The 19,668-nt window shown below is 59.4% G+C and carries 18 protein-coding genes; 6 read left to right on the forward strand and 12 right to left on the reverse strand.

The window, feature by feature from the left end; genetic code table 11:
- The first annotated feature begins 14 nt into the window (after nt 1-14).
- Nucleotides 15-1,283 carry an MFS transporter gene (locus B8991_RS19465; protein ID WP_084354970.1) on the forward strand — a complete coding sequence of 423 codons (1,269 nt, stop codon included), beginning with the start codon at nt 15-17 and terminating at the stop codon, nt 1,281-1,283.
- Here B8991_RS19465 and B8991_RS22070 read toward each other — a convergent pair.
- The 5 genes from B8991_RS22070 to B8991_RS19490 form a co-directional block, all read right to left on the reverse strand.
- The gene (locus tag B8991_RS22070) at nt 1,267-1,620 is read right to left on the reverse strand and encodes a dihydrodipicolinate synthase family protein (RefSeq protein ID WP_235866710.1); all 354 of its coding nucleotides are present in this window, start codon (nt 1,618-1,620) and stop codon (nt 1,267-1,269) included. The two genes, B8991_RS19465 and B8991_RS22070, sit on opposite strands and share 17 nt — an antisense overlap.
- A gap of 8 nt (nt 1,621-1,628) precedes the next feature.
- Complete coding sequence (locus B8991_RS19475; protein ID WP_412781140.1) at nt 1,629-2,603, reverse strand: ATP-binding cassette domain-containing protein; 975 nt, start codon at nt 2,601-2,603, stop codon at nt 1,629-1,631.
- A 75-nt stretch (nt 2,604-2,678) separates the two neighbouring features.
- The gene (locus tag B8991_RS19480) at nt 2,679-3,632 is read right to left on the reverse strand and encodes a DMT family transporter (protein ID WP_084354954.1); all 954 of its coding nucleotides are present in this window, start codon (nt 3,630-3,632) and stop codon (nt 2,679-2,681) included.
- A 385-nt stretch (nt 3,633-4,017) separates the two neighbouring features.
- Nucleotides 4,018-5,214: an MFS transporter gene (locus B8991_RS19485; RefSeq protein WP_084354955.1), complete on the reverse strand. Its 1,197-nt coding sequence runs from the start codon at nt 5,212-5,214 to the stop codon at nt 4,018-4,020.
- Nucleotides 5,215-5,387: 173 nt separating this feature from the next.
- A complete protein-coding gene (locus tag B8991_RS19490; RefSeq protein WP_084354956.1) occupies nt 5,388-5,816 on the reverse strand; it encodes an RrF2 family transcriptional regulator in 429 nt (142 codons plus the stop codon).
- An 80-nt stretch (nt 5,817-5,896) separates the two neighbouring features.
- Here B8991_RS19490 and B8991_RS21600 point away from each other — a divergent pair, with 80 nt between their 5' ends.
- The 4 genes from B8991_RS21600 (at nt 5,897) to B8991_RS19505 (ending at nt 8,427) form a co-directional block, all read left to right on the forward strand.
- Nucleotides 5,897-6,052 carry a hypothetical protein gene (locus tag B8991_RS21600; RefSeq protein ID WP_179141555.1) on the forward strand — a complete coding sequence of 52 codons (156 nt, stop codon included), beginning with the start codon at nt 5,897-5,899 and terminating at the stop codon, nt 6,050-6,052.
- Between the two features lie 2 nt (nt 6,053-6,054).
- The gene (locus B8991_RS19495) at nt 6,055-6,495 is read left to right on the forward strand and encodes a group III truncated hemoglobin (protein ID WP_084354957.1); all 441 of its coding nucleotides are present in this window, start codon (nt 6,055-6,057) and stop codon (nt 6,493-6,495) included.
- A gap of 76 nt (nt 6,496-6,571) precedes the next feature.
- Complete coding sequence (locus tag B8991_RS19500; protein WP_235866711.1) at nt 6,572-7,756, forward strand: NnrS family protein; 1,185 nt, start codon at nt 6,572-6,574, stop codon at nt 7,754-7,756.
- Nucleotides 7,756-8,427 (forward strand): NnrU family protein, encoded by a 672-nt coding sequence (locus tag B8991_RS19505; protein ID WP_084354958.1) that lies wholly within the window; start codon nt 7,756-7,758, stop codon nt 8,425-8,427. The genes B8991_RS19500 and B8991_RS19505 overlap by 1 nt, the downstream gene beginning before the upstream one ends.
- Nucleotides 8,428-8,587: 160 nt before the next feature.
- On the opposite strand, the gene B8991_RS19510 is transcribed toward B8991_RS19505, so the two are convergent.
- The 7 genes from B8991_RS19510 to B8991_RS19540 all read right to left on the reverse strand — a co-directional run bounded on the left by B8991_RS19510 (nt 8,588) and on the right by B8991_RS19540 (nt 17,926).
- Complete coding sequence (locus B8991_RS19510; RefSeq protein WP_084354959.1) at nt 8,588-10,093, reverse strand: NCS1 family transporter; 1,506 nt, start codon at nt 10,091-10,093, stop codon at nt 8,588-8,590.
- A gap of 74 nt (nt 10,094-10,167) precedes the next feature.
- Nucleotides 10,168-11,955 carry a hydantoinase B/oxoprolinase family protein gene (locus B8991_RS19515; RefSeq protein WP_084354960.1) on the reverse strand — a complete coding sequence of 596 codons (1,788 nt, stop codon included), beginning with the start codon at nt 11,953-11,955 and terminating at the stop codon, nt 10,168-10,170.
- A 17-nt stretch (nt 11,956-11,972) separates the two neighbouring features.
- Entirely contained in the window at nt 11,973-14,054 is a 2,082-nt protein-coding gene (locus B8991_RS19520) for a hydantoinase/oxoprolinase family protein (protein ID WP_084354961.1), read from the reverse strand.
- A gap of 39 nt (nt 14,055-14,093) precedes the next feature.
- A complete protein-coding gene (locus B8991_RS19525; protein ID WP_084354962.1) occupies nt 14,094-15,377 on the reverse strand; it encodes a TRAP transporter large permease in 1,284 nt (427 codons plus the stop codon).
- 3 nt (nt 15,378-15,380) lie between these two features.
- On the reverse strand, nt 15,381-16,004 hold the full coding sequence (locus B8991_RS19530) for a TRAP transporter small permease subunit (RefSeq protein ID WP_084354963.1): 624 nt from the start codon (nt 16,002-16,004) through the stop codon (nt 15,381-15,383).
- A gap of 75 nt (nt 16,005-16,079) precedes the next feature.
- Nucleotides 16,080-17,141 carry a TRAP transporter substrate-binding protein gene (locus tag B8991_RS19535; protein WP_084354964.1) on the reverse strand — a complete coding sequence of 354 codons (1,062 nt, stop codon included), beginning with the start codon at nt 17,139-17,141 and terminating at the stop codon, nt 16,080-16,082.
- A 62-nt stretch (nt 17,142-17,203) separates the two neighbouring features.
- Nucleotides 17,204-17,926: an isochorismatase family protein gene (locus B8991_RS19540; protein ID WP_084354965.1), complete on the reverse strand. Its 723-nt coding sequence runs from the start codon at nt 17,924-17,926 to the stop codon at nt 17,204-17,206.
- Nucleotides 17,927-18,110: 184 nt separating this feature from the next.
- On the opposite strand from B8991_RS19540, the gene B8991_RS19545 reads away from it, so the two are divergent.
- Nucleotides 18,111-19,010 carry a LysR family transcriptional regulator gene (locus B8991_RS19545; protein WP_084354966.1) on the forward strand — a complete coding sequence of 300 codons (900 nt, stop codon included), beginning with the start codon at nt 18,111-18,113 and terminating at the stop codon, nt 19,008-19,010.
- Nucleotides 19,011-19,668 lie beyond the last annotated feature (658 nt).

The following is a 19,668-nucleotide window of genomic DNA, read 5'->3' on the forward strand; positions in this document are numbered from 1 at the left end:
TCGGGATGGACACCATGGCCCAGAACATACGCGAAACGCTGGCTTCGGTAAGGTCGCTTCTTGGCGGAACAGCAGCGTTTGTAGCGGGCAACAGTCTGCTCGGTGTGGTGCTCCCGCTCCGCATGGAAGCTGCTGACTATCCTGTCGCGCTGATCGGTGCGATCATGGCCGCCTATTATCTGGGGCTGGCTCTTGGCGGGTTCCGGTCGAAAATTATCATCCTGCGGATCGGCCATATTCGCGCGTTTTCGGTCTTTGCGGCGGTGACGGCCGCAACCTGTCTGGCCTATGACACCTTCTTTGGCCCGACCGCCTGGGTGATCCTGCGGGTCATCAACGGGTTTTGCATTGCCGGCATGACAACCTCGGTCGAGAGTTGGCTGAACGAGCGCAGCAGTAACGAGGCCCGCGGGCGTGTTCTCGGGTTTTATATGCTGGCTTTCTATGTTGCGATGGCACTGGGTCAGTCATTGGTGAACGTCGCCCCGGTTGGCGATGGCGAGCTGTTGGATCTGTCTGCGGTGCTGATCGGCCTGTCACTCATTCCCATTGCGATGACGCGTTTGGGCAAGCCGGATCTTCGCGATATCCGGGTTCTGGGGGTGAGACAGATTTTCGCGGCCTCCAAGGTCGGCGTTGCCGGCATTCTGATCGGATCGTTCTACGGGCTGGCCATCGTCTTTGCGCGCCAGATCGGCCTCAGCGTATCCGAAGCGGCCATGTTCATGTCGGTCGTGGTCTTGGGAGGCCTCGCCTTCCAGGTTCCCATCGGGATGCTGGCGGACAGGTTTGACCGGCGCATCGTCATGTCAGGCATCCTGATCGCCGTGGGCGCGTCATGGGGCCTTCTGTCGATCTCGATCGCGAACGGGGTTTCGTTGATCGCGCTGATGGTCATGGCACTGGCCTTTGGCGGCGCGATCAGCAGCGTTTATCCGCTTTGCGTCGCCCAGACCTTCGACCGGCTGGATCGCAAGTATTATGTGGCGGCGTCAGGGCGCTTGCTGATGGTCTATTCCATCGGCGCGACTATCGGCCCACTGCTTACCTCGGGACTGATGGCGGCTTTTGGACCTTCATCGTTCTTTGTCTTCGAATCCGCGATCGCAATAGCCTACGCGCTTTTCGTCTTGTCCAACGTTCGCTCGGTGCCCCAATTGCCAGAGGCAGAGCGCGAGAAATTCGTGCCGCTTCCTGACAGCTCACCCACGGCATTGGCGCTCGACCCGCGCATCGAGCCAGATCCGGAAGCTGCCGCGCCCGAGCCTAATGGGCGAAACTGAGAGGAGTGCGGATCAGAAACCGAGCATCGCCGAGGCGACGGTAAAATAGTTCAGCATGCCGGCGGCGACGCAACATCAAGAACTTGAACAGGTCGGTTGAGGTGAACTTGATCCCCGCGACATTCGGCAAATCAAGAATGCGCTCGAGCGAGCCCAAGGGGAGTGGTCTACCGGCGCGCCCCGGCACCTCGTATACGATCAATGGCAGATCTGTAGCGGCGGCCAGAGAAATTCCGACGCGCAAACAGATTGCATACTTGATTCCGACGGCCAGATCCGGCCACGCAACGTATCTGATGTGTTCGACTTCTCGAAATGTCGATCTGTGCACTGGCATCCATCTCTTCACCGCACCTTTTGGAGAAGGCACTCGATCGCGTCCGTGCGGTCAGCGAGTGGCAGGTCTGAAAGCTGTCGGAAGATGCAGGTCGCCTTCTTGCCCGCAAAACGAACGATGACTTGCGTGTCCAGCCCCGTGGGCTCTACGGTCAAAACCTCCGCCGAACCTCCTTCATCATCGATGTGGAGATGTTCGGGGCGGATGCCCAAGGTCACGGGCAGCCCGTCGGAGTTCCGTACTTTGATGCCAAGCGGAATGCGGGAGCCGTCTTTGGCAACGAATTCGTTGCCATCCAGTGTTCCCTCGAACCTGTTCATCGCCGGCGCCCCGATAAACCCGGCCACGAACAGGTTTGCCGGGCGATCATACAGATCCAGAGGCGTCCCGATCTGTTCGATCCTGCCTCCCTGCAATACCACGATCCTGTCGGCCATGGTCATTGCTTCGATCTGGTCGTGAGTCACATAAGCAGTCGTCGTTCCGAGCCGTTGATGGTTCTGCTTGATTTCAGCGCGCATCTGGACGCTGAGTTTTGCATCTAGGTTTGAAAGCGGCTCATCGAACAGGAACACAGAAGGCTTGCGCACCATGGCGCGCCCCATCGCCACACGCTGCCGTTGACCGCCGCTCAATTGACGGGGATAGCGTGCGAGATAGGGCTGAAGCCCGAGCATTTCCGCAGCCTCTCGAACCCGACGGGCAATTTCATTCTTGTCGGTTCGAGCAAGCTTGCGCGCGAATACATCCGCCCAGATCGAGCGCAGCAAGGCGCGGCCGGATGGGCTGTTGAGAAAGCGGATGACCTGCTTGGGCACGGTGCCCCGCTCGTCACCGGCGGCATAGCTGGGGCGGTTCAGAACGCTTCGGTCTGGCACCGATGACATGGGATCGGCTGGCCGGATCGGGATGCGCTGCGCCCCCACCCCAAGTGCTGCGACCAGGCGCGCCGTGTTGCCCGAACCGGAGGGGTAATTGACCAGCCCTACGTCGCAGGTGCAGCGTGGCTAATTCCGGCTTTTGGAGTACCCGTGACAGCCGCAAGCAGCATAGCTCTGTCAACGCGCGACCCGCTTCCGCCGTGGTGCCGACGTGTCCGCCTGTCCCTCTCGGTGGAAGATGTAGATGCCAGAGCCCAGAATGATCGCGATCCCCAGCCAGGTGAACATATCGGGGAAGTCACCGAACACAAAGAATCCAAGCGTCGTCGCGGTAACGATCTCAAGATACTGGAACGGCGCAAGCGCTGTCGCGTCCGCCGTGCGATATGCCTCGGCGATCAGAACAAAACTGGTCGCGGCGACAGCGCCGGCGCAAAGGATCAGAACCCAGGCCCATAGCTGACCAGCTGGCGGCACCATGTTTCCGCCGGCCTGCATCGACAGCCCGCCGACCAGAACCAGCATGCCAATCGCGGCATAGATTGTCGCACCGCACTGGACCGTCAGCGCCGAGCGTGTGACCGAGGCCCGCTTCAGTACGATCATGTTGAGCGCATAGGCAAAGGCCGACAGCAACGGCAAAGCGGTGGCCCAGCCAAAGGTTGACAGCCCGGGACGGATCACGATCAGCGCACCCATCAGCCCGACGCCGACGGCAATCAGGCGGCGCGGTCCGGCCCGTTCACGCAGCAGCAACCCCGCAAGAACGGTGAGGATCAGCGGCTCGACAAAGAAGATGGCGATGGCCGTGGCGATCGGCATCACGGAGAACGAGGCGATCAGGCTTGATAGCGAAATCACCAGCAACCCGCCCGACAACGCAACGATCGGCGAGAACATGGCACCGCGCAGGCGTTTGCGCAGCAAAAACGCGACCGGAATCAGAAAGACAGCCTGCGCCAGAATCCGCCACATCGCCACTGCGACCGGATGCATCGTGCCGGTCAGCAGTTTTGCAAACGTATCCCCGACCGGCAACAACAGCATCGCTACGATCATCAGCAGTGTGCCGACAGTTGCATCCGACATCGGCAGCGAACCAATTTTGCGCAGAGCGTAATTCTGGATCATTACAACACCTCATCATAACAGAACCGCATCTGAGGGACGCGGGCATATTCCGGGCGTTCAGGAGGAAAAGGATTAAAGGCACCCACCGCGACGCCATCGCGGTCCGCCTTTCATGTCGAGATAGAAACATCCCGGCGTCCGGTCAATCCGGTCAGTGGCATGTCAGGTATGCGCAAGAGACATATCCGCGTAACGCTACCTGTCTGACAGGTTCCTCTCATATCGGCCAGAACCGCCGGAAGTCCAAGGCCATTCCATGTCCGGGCCTTTCGCTTGCCTTTATGCCCATTGGTTCAAGGGCAGTATTCAATGTTACGACGCGCGCGTCCACGAATCTCTGCATGAATGACGCAACCGACCGCACGGATACACTGCGGCACGCGGACTAGACCGGCCGGTCGTCGATCCGTGGCAGAAACCACGCCAACAGGCCAGCGAGCGGCAGGATCGAGCAGAACCGGTACACCGCCTCAACCCCGTAACTGTCCGCCAGCACGCCCAGGAACGCAGCGGCCACGCCACCCAGTCCAAAGTTAAGCCCATAGAACAAGCCTCCGATCAGTCCGATCCGGTCGGGCAGCAGATCTATCGCGTAGATCAGAATCGACGCGAAGGCGCTGGCCATGATCAGATTTATCATCACCGTCAGAACACCGGTCCAGAACAAGTCCACATATGGCAGCATCAATGTCAGCGGCAGCGGCCCCAACATCGAGAACCAGATGATCCGATACCGCCCGATCCGGTCGCCGACCATGCCGCCGATCAACACACCGACCGCCGCGGCCATCAGAAACACGAACAGCATCATCTGCGAGGCCGGAATCGACAGATCGAACCGTTCGATCAGGTAGAACGTGTAGAATGACCGGAAACTCTCGTTGTAGGCATTCTTGGTGAACATCAGCAGCGTCAGCACCACAAGTCCGATGCCGATAGTCAGGGGCGCATGACTGACCGCCACCTGATTGGCCTTGCTGCGCGCCCGCAAGGCCGCAAATTCCGCACTGATCTGACGTTGCTTGCTTCCGATCCAGGTCAACAGCATCATCGCCACCAGCGCGATGACCGCGAACCAAGCCAGGCTGGGCTGCCCCCACGGTACGACGATCAGGGCGGCGAATACCGGCCCCAACGCCCCGCCGGCCTGTCCACCGACCTGAAACATCCCCTGCGCCAAACCCTGACGGCCGCCGGCGGCATACCGTGCCATACGCGTCGCTTCGGGGTGAAAGATCGACGACCCGACCCCAATCAGCGCCACCGACACCAGGATCATCGCATAGCTCAGCGCAAAGGCGAGGCAGACCAGGCCGGACAGTGTGAACATCATGCCGACCACCGGTGAATAGGGCGCGGGGTGTTTATCGGTGATCATGCCGACCACCGGTTGCAGCATGGCTCCGGCGATCTGGAAGGTCAGCGTAATCATTCCGATCTGGACGAAATCCAGCGCATAGGCTTCTTTGAGGATCGGATAGGCCGCCGGGATCAGCGATTGCATCAGATCGTTCAGCAGATGTGTCACACCCAGAACCGCAAGAACGGTCAGATGGGTTCCGGATCGGGTGACGATGGTCATGGGGCTGTCTTACCGGCTTTGGTGTCTTGGATAGGTTCGGGGCCAATTGCGCATACCGTATGGATAGCTGCAAGCGCCACTTTGGCGCTTACGCGGCGCGGTCGGCATGTTTGTCATGGGATAGATGCCTTTGGACCCCGATACATGCGCTGTTCCGAGGGACATCTTCTGCGTCACACTTTCAACAATGCCTCGAGCGCACTGCGCGAACGCGTTACCTCTGCAAGGGTATAGCGATCAAGGGTGGAGAAAAACGCCTCTTGCGCTTCGGCCAAAGGATCGCGCAACCCGCAGGCAGGCAGGATGAGGCAAGATTTGTTGGGCCCGAAACATTCCACGACCGGATCATCGCGCTTCATCGCCCGAATGACCGCGCCGACACTGATCTGATCTGCTGGCCGCGCCAGGGTCAGCCCGCCATTGCGTCCTCTTTCAGACGCGACAAACCCTTCGCGAGACAGTTGGGTGGCGACCTTGGACAGATGGTGATCCGACAGGTCGTACAGCGCGGCAATCTCGGACGTGGGCACACGCGCGGGCGCGCGTACCGCCAGGGTCATCAGCACCCGCAGGGCGTAATCGGTAAACTTATCCAACTGCATGACATATATTTAGCATTTACAATACGCATTTAAAAGCTTTATATATTACGCATCAGAAATACTGATTAAGGATCAAGTTGATGACATTGTCCGAACTATTCCTTTGGCCGGGAACCAAGGCCTGCGAACGTCTGGGGGTTGACCCGGAGGGCGAAGCCGCCCTCATCCGCTGGATGGTCAACACGCTTGTCTACCTCGTGGCAAGCCTGCTTGTCGTCTGGGTGATCGTGGCGTGACCATGCCGCCGCGTATTCCCGTCACAGAAGACCAGATCGACCGGGTCGTATCCGAGTTCTACGCCCGTGTCCGAAGCCATCCGGCGCTCGGCGCAGTTTTCGCCGCGCATGTCGACGACTGGCCGACCCACGAAGAAAAGATCGGTCGGTTCTGGCGCAACGCCCTGCTGCTTCAGCGCTGTTATGACGGCAACCCGATGCAGGTGCACAGGGCCGCCGGGAACGTAAAATCGCAGCATTTTCCCGTCTGGCTGTCATTGTTCGACGCCGTTCTCGACCAAGAGCTGCCGCAACCGCTGGCGCAGGCCTGGTCCGCGCTTGCGCACCGGATCGGGCGCGGGCTGAGTTATGGTCTGCCGTCTGAACAAGGCGCGCCCGCGATGCCTTATCTGGGTGAGGCCTGGGTCAAGAAAAATCCGCTACCGGCAACGGATGATCGTTGATGGCTGCCGTGGCAATTTCAAAGCCGACCGCATCGACGGTCCTTCTCACAGGCTGACACCCATGGCGGCACGAACAATGACAAGCATGCGCCGGTGGACCGGCCCCGCAATTCTGTCCTATGGATTTCGTCCCTTTTTTCTGGGGGCATCCATTTGGGCCGTATGCGCGATGATGCTTTGGGTGCTGATGCTGGCGGGGCGACTTAGCCTGCCGACGCGATTCGATCCCGTATCGTGGCACGCGCATGAATTCCTTTTTGGAACACTGGGCGCAATCTTAGCCGGTTTTCTTTTGACCGCGGTGCCGAACTGGACCGGGCGGTTGCCGGTCACCGGCTGGCGTCTTGGATTGCTTGCGCTGATCTGGCTCGCCGGGCGCGTGGCGGTGGCGCTGTCAGAGCTTTTGCCCGCAGGCTTCGCTGCCTTGATCGATCTGGCGTTTCCGACCCTACTGGGTGCTGTGATCCTGCGCGAAATCATCGCAGGTCGGAACTGGCGCAATCTTGGGGTACTGGCCGTTCTAAGCCTTTTCGTGCTGGCCGATGCGCTCTTTTTTCTGGACGCGGCCAACGGGCGTGTCGCGGCACAGGGCATCGGCTTGCGTCTTGGCACCGCCGCGATCGTCATGTTCATCGCGTTGATTGGCGGTCGGATCATCCCGAGCTTCACCCGCAACTGGCTGGTCAAAGCCAACGACGCGGCGCGCCCTGCCCCACCGATGCAACGATTTGACCGGATCGCGCTTGTGCTCACGGCCGGGACGCTGGTGGTGTGGACGCTTTGGCCGATGGCAAAACTGACCGGCATCGCGTTGTTGGGTATTGGTTTCCTGCATGCACTGCGTTTGGCGCGGTGGCAGGGTTTGCGCACCGTATCGGAACCTCTGGTGCTGGTGCTGCACGCGGGATACGGGTTTGTGCCGCTTGGCGCGGTTGCGATTGGTTGCGCGACGCTGTGGCCGGGCAGTCTTGCGCCGGATGCGGCACAGCACCTGTGGATGGCGGGTGCCGCCGGGCTGATGACACTTGCCGTGATGACGCGCGCTACCTTGGGACATACCGGGCAGACGCTGACAGCCGGTCGTGGCACGGTTGCGCTTTATGGTTTGATGGTCCTGTCCGTTCTGGTCCGCGTTGGCGCGTCGATCTGGCCCGACCTGCCATTCCTGACCAGTGCGGCGGTGTTCTGGATCTGCGCCTATGGAGGTTTCGCCGTATTGTACGGACCTTCCCTGCTACGACCGACACCGGGAAAGAGCTGATGGGCTGGGCAAATTATCTTGCGGCTTTTGCAACCTTCTTCATCATGCACAGCTTGCCATTGCGGCCTGCGATCAAGGGGCGGCTTGTGAACATACTCGGCAGACGAGGGTTCAGCACCGCATATTCCATGATCTCGCTTGTCGCGCTGGCCTGGCTGATCATGGCAGCGGCGCAGACACCATTTGTCGAGCTATGGACTCGCGCCAATTGGCAGGCATGGGTGCCCATGACCGCGATGGCAGCGGTCTGTATTCTGGTCTGTTTCGGGGCGGCCCGACCCAACCCGTTTTCATTTGGCGGGGCGCGCAACAACACCTTCGATCCGGCGCATCCCGGACTTATCCGCTGGCTGCGCCATCCGTTGCTGGCCGCGTTGGCGCTGTGGGCGCTGGCGCATCTCGTGCCCAACGGCGATTTGGCCCATGTGATCCTTTTTGGCGTGTTCAGCGCGTTCGCATTGCTGGGAATGAAGCTGGTAGACCGGCGCCGAAAGCGCGAGATGGGGCCGGATCAATGGGCAGAATTGCGCGAGCGCGTCACCAGAAGCCCCATGATACCCAGCCCGGCCTCCTGGCGCGGAACTGTCATTCGGGGGATCCTGTCCGCAGGCTTATACGCGATGTTGATTGCCGCACATCCGGTCGTATTGGGGGTGTCGCCGCTGCCTTAGCCCGGCAATAAGGCAACCGGCACTCACTCGCGTAGCTCGATTGCCCGCGGAGCGACCCTGCTGCATCCCTCCCGGTAGGGGGCACGGTTCAGTCCGGCTCATGCAATGAAAAAGGCCGCGCCCCAAGGCGCGACCAGTCGGGGAGGTGTCTTTGCAGCGGTCAGAGGTCTTCGCGGCCCACCGCGCTGCCCTGCGCTTCAGCTTCGGTCAGGCGCTCGAATTGACCCTGGCCCAGGTAAACCCAGCTCTTGCCTTCCGAACTTGCAAGATACTCGTCAGAATATCCGCTTTCGATTTCCTGTTGCGGATGCGCGTGAAGCACCAATACCTTCATCAGCACCACATACAGAACCAACCCAAGCGGAAAGCCGATGACAAAGGCATATTGCGAAAAATACGCAGCGATCCCGCCTGCCACGATCCAGGCGATCAATCCGGCCGGATTGAACCCGCCCGCATAGCGGAACTGTCCGTCAAGCTTGAAGAGATCCGGAACGTTGATCCGGCGTTTGCGCAGCAGATAGTAATCCGCGACCATGATGCCGCCAATGGCTGACAGGAATGCGCCATAATAGCCAAGAAAGACGAACAGATTGTTCAGGATCTGCCAGGGAAAGCACAATGTGCCCACGATCCCGGCAAGGACAACCGACATCCTGTAGTTGATCACTCTGGGTGCAAGGTTAATGAAGGTCAGCGCCGACGGGATCAGGTTGGCCGAGTTGTTCGTCGACCATTGTGCCAGCACCACAAGCGCCAGCAACAGGACCAGCGACAACCCCTGCCCTTCGCCCTGGATCACCTCGATCGGGTTCCAGTTACCAGTGGCAATGAACGACACCGCACCCAGCCCGGCGATGAAGGCTTGCGTGACCGGAAGCGCCAGAAGCTGTGCAAGAAACACGTTACGATTGCGCTTGAAAAAGGCACGCTCGCCGGACGGCACCTTGACGAAACGTGTCAGGTTCGGAACGTCGATAGCCATTGTCGACCAGAAGCTCATATTGGCGATGAACAGCACCAACAAGGACATCTCGCCCGTGGCCTGGAAGGTCCAGATATTGATGCCCTGCGTTTCGGCCACGCCTTCCAGCGTGAAATACATCCAGATCGAAATGCCGATGATCGCGGGTGCCGCCAGTGAGGCCAGCCGCTCCACCGACTTGATCCCCGAGGCCGTGTTGATGATCTGGACAAGCGCGAAGACGATGTACCAGACCACCCAGCTGTCAAAGCCCAGGAAATACTGCCCGATCCCGTTCAGCGCCAGCGCGCCGAGATAGGTCTGGATGCCAAACCACATTGCCGCCACAACGCCGCGCGACATGGCGGGAAGATGCGTTCCATGCACACCGAATGGCGCGCGCAGATAGACGGCGAAGGTCAGGCCGTGTTCGGTGCCAATATCCGCCGTCAGCATCATGAAGGCGCCGATTGCCAGATTGGCCAGCGCGATGGTGATGATGACGGTGGACAGGGGCACACCGCCCCCGACGCCCGCCGCGCCCAGTGAATAGGTTGCGATGATGACGGCAATGCCCACCCAGATCCAGGCATAGCCCAGCATCCCGATGGGTCTTTGGCCTTGTAACGTTGGAAGTATGGATTCCTCTACAAGCGCACTGCGCTCGTGTTCTGCATCTCGTACCCGGTCTACGACGGTCATGTGTGATCCCCTGTTGTCGGTCTCTATTTGGTTTTCGACGAAAAACCCCGGTGCGTGATGCACCGGGGCTGTGTTCAGTTCTGGCGCTGCATCTTATCGCGCAGCTTGTTTGTTGCCTCGATGTCGACGGTCTCTTCCTCCAGATCGATCACCACGCCGTAAGCGTCATGGGCATGTTTCACCGTGCAGAACCCGTCAAGCACATCCTCCAGCACCTTCTTGGCCGGGCGGTTGAGCGGATTGCCAAAACCACCCCCGTTGGGGCTGTAATAGGCCATCACGTCATCCGCCTTGACCTCCAGTCCGGAAAACTTGGAGTGCATTTCGGTCACGTCATCCGGCGTTGCATAGTTGTAAAGCAGGCACTTGCCTACGGCACCCTCATGGCCGCCAAAGATGCCCCAAGGTGCTTCGGTGTGGCGTTCGCTTTCATGTGTGATGAAGCCCGGCGTCAGGACACGCTGCGATTTTACCACGCCGATACCGCCCCGGAACTCCCCTGCGCCCGGCGGCATGTCATCGCGCAGCTCGTATCGGTCGCAGATCATCGGGATATGCATCGCCAGATCTTCCAGCGGGTTGTTGCGGGTATTGGCCATCAGATTGTCGATGGCATCCGGCCCGTCCGACCGGGGCCGTCCGCCATAGGCGCCTTCGTTCACTTCGAGGAATACCCAGTAGTCCCCCGACGGCCGCACGCCCGAATAGGCCGCGAAAGAGATCGAGGCCGAAGATCCCGCAATGACCGTTTCCGGCAAGACCGGCGCAAGCGCGCGGATGATCAGGTCGATCATGCGGTTGCACTGGGTAAACCGCGCCTCGGCCGAAGCCGGGAATTTCGGATTGAAGATCGACCCCAGCGGCGCGGTTACCTTGATCGGGCGAAACGACCCTTCATTCGAGGGCACGCGCATCTCGGAGGTGGCGGTATCAAGCAGAAGCTTGCGGAACGCCGCGAAGGCCGCGACTTTGGTTGAGCCCTCGAATGGCACGTTATAGGCGGTCGGCGTTTGATCGGCCGATCCGGTCAGATCCACCTCGACCGCGTCGCCACGCACCTTGACCGTTACTTTGACCTTTAGCTGCTGGCCCCGGTTGCGCCCGTCATCGTCCAGGAATCCCTCGGCTTCATAGTCCCCGTCGGGGATTTCCGACAACCGCTGGCGGGTCATCCGCTCGGAATAATCCATCAGCTGATTGGCCGCGCCAAAGACGACATCCTCGCCGTATTTCTCGATCAGTTCGACGAACCGTTTCGCACCCAGACGCGCTGAAGCGACCTGTGCCTCGATATCGCTGATAAGCTGCTGTGCTGCGCGGCTGTTCATGCGGATATAGTTCCACATCCCGGTATTGGCCTTGCCCTTGCGATAGAGCTTTACACCCGCCAGCAACATCCCTTCGGCAAACACGTCCGGCACGTCGATGATCAGACCGGGCGTCGCCGCGCCGATATCGACATGGTGCGCGGTGTTGCCTGCAAACCCGACCAGACGGCCCTCATAAAACACCGGCACAACGATGGCGAGGTCTGGCGTATGCGATGCGCCGTAATAGGGATGGTTGTGGACAACCACATCGCCCTCGAACCACTCGCCGTCTTCGAGCGTTTCCTCGATCCCGCGCAGGTATCCGGGGATCGAGCCGATATGCATCGGAGTCGATTCACTTTCACACAAAGTGTTGTAATCCGTATCGAACAGCCCCGCGCCCAGGTCCTGGCTTTCACGGATGATCGAAGAAAAGGACATGCGATAAAGCACATGGCCCATTTCCTCTGCTATGGTCTCGAACGCGCCGCGGATGACCTGAAGAGAGATCGGGTCCACCTCGGTTGTTTCGGGTTTGGTCATGACGTTCATGTCTGTCTCTCCCTTTCTCAAGCCGCGCCGACAAGGCGGATGCGGGTGTTGCCATGCGCCAGCGTTTCGGCGGCGTATCCCGGCGGAACGAGCGTGGTCGAATTGTGCTGAATAAGGATCGCCGGGCCGTTCACGACGTCACCGGCATATAGTTTGGACCGGTCATAGCGCGGGGTTTCCAGCGTCTGGCCGTTGTCGAACGTGGTGGTGCGCACGAACATCAAGGCACGGTCCACACTCGATCCATCCGTTTCTTGTACCTTCGGGATCTCGATCTTGCGGGCAGAGGCCGATCCGATGGCGCGCAGGGTGATCAGTTCGACCTCCGCATCGCGGTAGCTGTAGCCATAATCAAGCTGGTGCTGGTCGTGGAAGCTGTCGGTGATGGTGCGATAGGTCTCTGCTGTCACCGGCCCGTCAGGCATGGAGGCGCGCAGTTCGAAGCCTTGTCCATGATACCGGCATTCGGCAATGACCTCGATCTTTTGCGCCTCTTGCGGAATGTCGTCTGCGGCAAGCTCTGCCGCCACCTTGTCACGCAAGGACGCCACCGCTTCGTTTATCCGCGCATATTCCGCGTCTTTGGCCGCGTTCAGCTCGATGATCAGCGCTTCGGTGTGTTCGTATTGCAGATCGGTCTTGAGCAGACCAACAGCGGCGGTGATCCCCGGCGCGACCGGCACGATTACGTCCTTGGCCGATGTCGCTTCGGCCAGGGCCACGCCGTGCAGCGGTCCGGCACCGCCGAAGGGCATGATCGAGAATTCGCGGGGATCGACCCCACGCGCAACCGAATTGGACCGGATCGCCAGCGCCATGTTGTTGTTGATGATCTTGATAATTCCAAGCGCGGCATCAGTAACGTTCATGCCAAGCGGCTTGGCGATATATTCTTCCACCGCCTTGCGGGACAGCTCTGCGTCCAGTTGCAGATCACCCCCCAGCGCCATGTCCGGATCAAGCCGACCCAGCACGATCTGCGCGTCGGTCACGGTCGGTTCTGTCCCGCCGCGCCCGTAGCAGGCCGGTCCCGGCTCTGACCCGGCAGAACGCGGGCCCACATTGAAGCCCCCCGCCTCGTCGATATAGGCGATAGAGCCGCCCCCCGCGCCGATGGTGACAAGGTCGATCATCGGTGTCAGCACCGGATGGCCTGAGACATAGGTGTCACGCGGGTTCATGATCTTGATCTGATGTTCGGGGATGGTGCTGATATCCGCAGAGGTACCACCAATATCGACGGTGATAATATTGCCGGTCCCGACCATTTCCCCTTCGGATGCGCCGCCGATGACACCGCCCGCCGGGCCGGACATCAGGATGCGCACCGGTCGCTTGGCGCAGGCCTCGACAGTGGACACTCCGCCGTTCGACTGGATGATCCGCAACTTGGATCCCACGCCCGCCTCGCGCAGCTTGGCCTCCAGATCACGCAGGTAGAACGCCGTCTTTGGCCCGACATAGGAATTCATTGCAGCGGTCGAAAAGCGTTCGTATTCGCGCATCACATTGGCCACTTCGGAAGACAACGTGACATAGGCCTCGGGGATTTCTTCCAGCACGATATCGCGCGCACGGCGCTCGTGGGCGTTGTTGAGGAAGGCGAACATGAAGCCAATCACGACGGATTCGATGCCGCGCTTCTTGAACAGTTTGCACGCATCGCGCACGGCATCCTCGTCAAGCGGGGTCAGCACTTCGCCGGTCGGCGGCACGATGCGTTCGGCCACCGAAATCCGGTTGCGTCGCTTGACCAGTGGTTGGCTCTGCCATGGCACGTCGAAATGCAGCGAGAAGTTATGCGGCCGCTTGTGCCGACCGATATGCAGGATATCACGGAACCCTTCCGAGGTGATCATCCCGCATTCCGAGCCATTATGCTCAATCGTGATATTGGTCGCGGTCGTCGTACCGTGGACAATGGTTTCAATCTCGGACGGCTCGATCCCGGCCATCTTGCAGATGCTTTGCACCCCTTCGACAACGCCGATGGACTGGTTTTTCAGGGTCGTGGGAACCTTGTGGTAAAATACACCTGCGCCGGTTTCGAGCACGAGATCAGTGTTCGTACCCCCGACATCTACGCCAATTCGAGCCATTTCATCCTCCTGGTTGTTTGTTCATCTTGTTCATTCGTTTCAGCCGAATGTGTCCGGCAGCCACAATGCGATTTGCGGAAAAATCAGCAGCAGGGCAATCATCGCTATCAGCGCCAGCAGAAAAGGCAGCGCGCCGATGATGACGTCATTGATTGACCCACGCCCGCGCACCCCCTGGATCACATACAGGTTGACCCCGATGGGCGGCGTGATCAGCGCGGTTTCCAGCATCAGCATCATCAGGATGCCGAACCAGATCAGGTCAAAGCCAAGCCCCGCAACGATCGGCGCGAGAAGCGGCGTCGCGATCAGAAGCAGCGAGAACGCCTCCATGAAGCAGCCCAGAAACATGAAGGCCACGACGATCACGATCATCGTCTGCATCGGGCTGAGGCCAAGACCGTTGATGAAAGCGCTCAGCAGGTCGGTCAGTCCGACCACCGCGAGCACGAAATTCAGAAAGATCGCGGCAAAGACGATCAACATCACCATTGCTGTCGTGCGCATGGTGGATTCCAGCGCAAGCCGCAGCATCGTGATATTGAGCGTACCGGTCCACGCTGCCAGTCCAAGGGACGCGACCACGCCCAGGGATGCAGCCTCTGTCGGGGTGGCAATCCCGGCATAGATAGAGCCGACGACGACCAGAAAGATCCCCAGCGGCGGCAACAGGTCGGGCAGGCAGGCGATGCGCGCGCGCCAGCTGGATTTTTCCGGCTGTCCGCCCCAAGCGGGCCGGATGATACAGGCCAGGGCGACGGTGAGCATGAACAACAGCGCCAGCAGAAATCCGGGCAGAAATCCGGCAAGGTAAAGCTTTGGCACCGAAGTATCGGTCAACAGCGCATAGACGATCATGTTGATGGAGGGCGGGATGAGGATACCCAGCGTGCCGCCTGCGGCCAGCGTGCCCATGAACAGGCGCGGGTTGTAGCCGTTTTTATCGATCTGCGGCATCGCCACCGTGCCGACCGTGGCAGCCGTCGCGATTGACGAACCGGAGGTCGCGGCAAACAGGGTGCTGGCCCCGATATTCGAATGCATCAGCCCGCCGGGCAACCATGAAATCCAATGTGTCAGCGCGTTATACATCCGCTCGGCAATGCCTGCCCGCAGCAGGACTTCGCCCATCAGGATGAACAGCGGCACCGCGATCAGGATGAAGTCTATGCTGTTGGTCCAGAAGATGTCGCCCGCCGCCAGATAGAGCGGCATGGGCGAATAGAGCCAGGCCAGCACGAAGGCAAGAATGCCCACCACAGCGGCAATCGGCACGCTCAGCGCGATCAGCCCGAAGAGTATTCCTGAAGCGGAACCAAGCATGCGTTATACTCCTTCCGCAACGGGGCGCGGGTCTGGCGTGGGGTCGGACTTTTCGGGCAGGACGCCTTTTGTTTCGTCCTCGATCTCTTCTTCCATCGACAGGGCTCCACCCAGTTTTTGTACCTCTGCCCAATTACCGCGCAGCCATGCCACCACAAGCCCGCCCAGCAGAAACACCAGTGTCAGACAGAACAGACACCATCCCAGAACCCACAGGCCTTGCGGCAGGATCAACGGTGTGTGCAATGGCGTGATCGAATGGGAGTTGTTTTTCCAGGTGACGGCCACCATCGCCAATGCACGCCATGTCACGACACCGGCAAAACCGGTCAGCAGCGCCAGTCCGAAGATGTCCAGCGCACCACGGACCACCGCCGGCAACCGCATGTAAACCACATCAATGCGAACATTTGCGCGATGCATCACGGCGTAGGGAAAGGCAAAGGCGGTGGCGACCGCGAAGAGGTAGCCGGAAATCTCGTCGGAACCGCCCAAGGTCACGCCAAGGATCTTGCGTGCAAGAACATCCACCGACACCATCACAGCCGCCAGCACCATCATGGAGCCGCCTATCCAGACTGCAAAAAGCGACAGCCGGAAAACGTATGACAATGCCGTTTGATACATGTTCTCTCCGTGGTTGTGAGGCGGATGGAAAGCCCGGACCGCGCTATGCTAAGCGGTCCGGGCAGATATACCGGATCAGCCGCCCGGCGCGGGTGCAACAAGCCCCGAGGCCTGCCCGGCAGTCGCGTTCCATGCGTTGACGCAATCGGCGCCACACCGGTCGGCCCAGCGGGCCAGAACGAAGTCGTCAAGAATGGTCTGACGGGCGGCTGTGTCGTCCTCGCTTGGCCGGTGGAGCACGGCGTCTCCCGGCGTTCCAAGGGTGCATTCGTCGACCGTTCCGGTCAGGCATCCGACACCCATCTCCTGTTCGGATTCTGCCAGTGTCCAGCCGTCATTCACCATATCGTCAAAGGCCGCCTGCATTGTCTCTCTGGTCTCTGCGTCCAGCCCGTCCCACAGCTTTGCGTTGACGGCCGTAAAAGTGATCGAGTACCCGACGGGCAGCGCGAATACGTGATTGATAACCTCGTGCCAGCTTGCTTTGAATGCCGATACCGGATCGGTAATTGCGCAATCGGCAACCCCTTTTTCAAGCGCTGGCACGACTTCGGCGAATGGCAGCGTTACGGTTACGCCACCCGCACCCTCGACGAAATCGCCAAGCGTTGCGGAATGGACGCGCACCTTGCGCCCCTCCAGATCGGAAATACCGGAAATCTCGTCCCGGCAGTATATCATTGATGCCGGCCATGGGTGCAGCGCCACGATTGTCGCGCCATAGGTATTCCGGAAAAGCTCGTCCATTGTCGGGCGATATGCATCGACGACGGCGCGCATGGTGGTAAAATCGGTCGCAATGCTCGAAAGGTCAGCCCCTTCGATTGCCGGGTTTTCCGACGCGACGTAGCTGCCCAAACCATGCGCCACCTCGAACACGCCGAGACTTAGAAGGCGCATGACCTCGGTGCCTTTCAGCCCTGCTTCGGTAATCGGAATGGCATCGCCCCCGATCTTGCCGTTTGTTGCTGCGGGCAAACTGTCGGCCCAGAAGGGTTGTTCGACATTCTGCCAGGAGGAAAGATTGCCCCAGGTCCCGACGACCTTGAAGGTTTTCTCGGCACCATCGTTTGCAAAGGTGGTCCCGGCTGCGAAACACAACGCCGCAGTGGTCGCGAAAACTGTCCGGATCTGCATGTTCTTTTTCCCCTGTTGAGAATGTAAAAAGGCGCTGCCTTTCCGACAGCGCCTTGCGTTTTTTATTCGGCAGCGGCGGCCACGCCGCCAAGACTGTCGATATAGGCGACACACTCATCCACCGATTTGACGTCACCGAACTTCGCGTCGATGTCGAACAGGTTCCAGGCAACAGCACCGGGAACGCGGTCGCCGATGGCTTCACGAACGGCGATGGGGCGGAACCCGTCTGCAATGCCGTCGCAGATCGTCTGGCGCACACAGGCACATGCGGTCACCCCGGTCACGAGGATCGTGTCCACATTGTTGGCCCGCAAAATGCCCGCCAGCTCAGTACCGTGGAAGGACGAAGCGCGCTTTTTCAGCAAGGTGTATTCGCCATCAACCGGCGCGATGCGGCTATCGATGGCCCACAGATCCTTGTCCGCCAGATCAACGACATCCACAGGGATCTTGTCATGCCACAGACCCATATCCGTGAACGGCGCGTTGCGGTCGGTGATTTCATACGCCGTCGTCACATGAACAACCGGAAGCTGCTGCGCGCGGAACGCCTTGAGAAGCTTCTGCATCCCCGGAATGATCTCGTTATCCATCTTCTCCTGATCGCAGGTGAAGGGGTTGCCCGGACGGGTCCATGCGTTCGCCAAATCCACGCTGATCAACGCGGGGCGCTTGCCAAAGCCGACGCGACGCTGAAAGCCGCGCTCTTGATAAAGCTTTGATGATGCATCAAATGCAGCCTGAAGCATTTGATCCAGTTCTTTGTTGTCGATGTCGCTCATGTGTCCTCCATGCCCAAAACGGGGAGTTTGCTGATACTTGACCGTCTCAGAAGCACTTTATCGCGCCCTTTGACCGAACATGACCAAGGGTGAACCTTTGAGAAACGAAACTGAATTGACGAAACAACATTTATTAATGCATGATATGCATCACCTATTTTTTTCCACAATCGGAAGCCGTTAGATGTCAACGCTGCCTGATTTTTCTCTGCTGCAATCCTTTGTAACGGTGGCGCAGGAACTGAATTTCAGACGCAGCGCGGAACGTTTGGCGCTGGATCAATCGGCGCTGAGTCGCCGCATTCAGAGACTTGAGGCGCAACTGGGCTATCCGCTTCTGGAACGCACCACCCGCGAAGTGCTGCTGACGCAAGCCGGCCAGAATTTCTATAATTCCGCGCTACATCTGCTGGATGACTATGTGCAGTCGATCAACGACTCGCGGCGCATCGCGGAAGGCCGCTCCGGTCACGTTCGTGTCGGTTACATGGCCTTTGCCGCCACGGAACTGATGCCGCACGCGGTGGCACGTTTCGAACAGCGACACCCCGACATCTCGCTTGCGCTGCGATACATGCGCACCCAAGGTCAGAAAATCGCCATCGCCAATGACGAAATCGACGTCGGATTCATGATCGGTCCGTATGACAACAGTGATTGCCACAGCGTGCTTCTCAGCAGTGAACTGCTTTATGTCGTCACCCCCCGGTCGCACCCTCTTTTACGCAAAAGCCACATAGAACCGGACGATTTGCAAAACGTACCTCTGATCCTGGGCGACATGGCGGAATGGGGTGAATTCCGCTATCGCCTCGCTGACCTATTCAGCCGTTCGGGCATTGATCTTACGCCAACACTCGAAGCGTCCAACACGCTGGCGCTGATCGGGCTGGTTTCGGCAGGTCTTGGCGTTACCATCTATCCTGAGAGTCTGATCGGCTTCCTCGGCCGTACTGTGGAGACACGGCCCATCATCCATCCCGACTACCGCAGCCGCACCGTGTTGGCCTGGAAACGAAACAACCGATCGCGTGCCGTGCTACATTTCGTTGAAACGGCGAAGAAGCAGGGCACACGAAGATAACCAAGGGAAGGCGTGTCGCAGCACCAACACGCCGAAAAGTCGATCAAGCATCTGACAAAGATCAGATAGATTTCGTCGACGCTCACAATACTGCGTGAACGACTCATCCAATAAAGCGGGTGTGGTTTTGGATCATAGGCGTAATTTGTTGTTCCGGCTGCAAGGTTAAAAGTTGTAATCGGGCGGCGGCAGTGGGCAACGCATGTTCAGGTGGGGCTACCCAGGCCCACAGCGAAGGCTATGTCGCTGTCGAACATCTGAAACCATACACAACATCCGGTATGGCGGGCATCCTCAACCACATGGTCATCCGCGCTGGGGCTGCGTTCGCGTGGCCCCACCGGCCAAGGCGAGGCCGTGCGTATCACCGGCCAGATCGACGGTCTGGATCTGACGACCGAGGTCGCTTCATCCCTTTCTTATGATCTGAAAAGGGGTGCCCCGGAATGCTTGATGCACATTGCGTTCTCAAAGGACAGACCGGCACCGGAACCGATGTCAAAATTCACCGGTCGCCACTTGGTGCCTTGTGATCAGTGACGGGTTTTTTGATAGATCGCGTCTTCGGGACAAACTTCGCAATTCCCGTGCCGCGGACCGGGTCACGCTCGATGATCGACTTTATGCATGCGTCTTTGGCATCTTGAAGGCGCTTCGG

It is taken from the genome of Primorskyibacter flagellatus (genome assembly GCF_900176485.1).
Classification (GTDB): Bacteria; Pseudomonadota; Alphaproteobacteria; order Rhodobacterales; family Rhodobacteraceae; genus Primorskyibacter; species Primorskyibacter flagellatus.

Excerpts from the sequence above, each read along its gene's own strand:
- B8991_RS19465 (WP_084354970.1), top strand. The coding sequence starts at position 15 with ATGGCCCAGAACATACGCGAAACGCTGGCTTCGGTAAGGTCGCTTCTT.
- B8991_RS22070 (WP_235866710.1), bottom strand. The coding sequence starts at position 1,620 with ATGCCAGTGCACAGATCGACATTTCGAGAAGTCGAACACATCAGATAC.
- B8991_RS19480 (WP_084354954.1), bottom strand. The coding sequence starts at position 3,632 with ATGATCCAGAATTACGCTCTGCGCAAAATTGGTTCGCTGCCGATGTCG.
- B8991_RS19485 (WP_084354955.1), bottom strand. The coding sequence starts at position 5,214 with ATGACCATCGTCACCCGATCCGGAACCCATCTGACCGTTCTTGCGGTT.
- B8991_RS19490 (WP_084354956.1), bottom strand. The coding sequence starts at position 5,816 with ATGCAGTTGGATAAGTTTACCGATTACGCCCTGCGGGTGCTGATGACC.
- B8991_RS21600 (WP_179141555.1), top strand. The coding sequence starts at position 5,897 with ATGACATTGTCCGAACTATTCCTTTGGCCGGGAACCAAGGCCTGCGAA.
- B8991_RS19495 (WP_084354957.1), top strand. The coding sequence starts at position 6,055 with ATGCCGCCGCGTATTCCCGTCACAGAAGACCAGATCGACCGGGTCGTA.
- B8991_RS19500 (WP_235866711.1), top strand. The coding sequence starts at position 6,572 with ATGACAAGCATGCGCCGGTGGACCGGCCCCGCAATTCTGTCCTATGGA.
- B8991_RS19505 (WP_084354958.1), top strand. The coding sequence starts at position 7,756 with ATGGGCTGGGCAAATTATCTTGCGGCTTTTGCAACCTTCTTCATCATG.
- B8991_RS19510 (WP_084354959.1), bottom strand. The coding sequence starts at position 10,093 with ATGACCGTCGTAGACCGGGTACGAGATGCAGAACACGAGCGCAGTGCG.
- B8991_RS19515 (WP_084354960.1), bottom strand. The coding sequence starts at position 11,955 with ATGAACGTCATGACCAAACCCGAAACAACCGAGGTGGACCCGATCTCT.
- B8991_RS19520 (WP_084354961.1), bottom strand. The coding sequence starts at position 14,054 with ATGGCTCGAATTGGCGTAGATGTCGGGGGTACGAACACTGATCTCGTG.
- B8991_RS19525 (WP_084354962.1), bottom strand. The coding sequence starts at position 15,377 with ATGCTTGGTTCCGCTTCAGGAATACTCTTCGGGCTGATCGCGCTGAGC.
- B8991_RS19530 (WP_084354963.1), bottom strand. The coding sequence starts at position 16,004 with ATGTATCAAACGGCATTGTCATACGTTTTCCGGCTGTCGCTTTTTGCA.
- B8991_RS19535 (WP_084354964.1), bottom strand. The coding sequence starts at position 17,141 with ATGCAGATCCGGACAGTTTTCGCGACCACTGCGGCGTTGTGTTTCGCA.
- B8991_RS19540 (WP_084354965.1), bottom strand. The coding sequence starts at position 17,926 with ATGAGCGACATCGACAACAAAGAACTGGATCAAATGCTTCAGGCTGCA.
- B8991_RS19545 (WP_084354966.1), top strand. The coding sequence starts at position 18,111 with ATGTCAACGCTGCCTGATTTTTCTCTGCTGCAATCCTTTGTAACGGTG.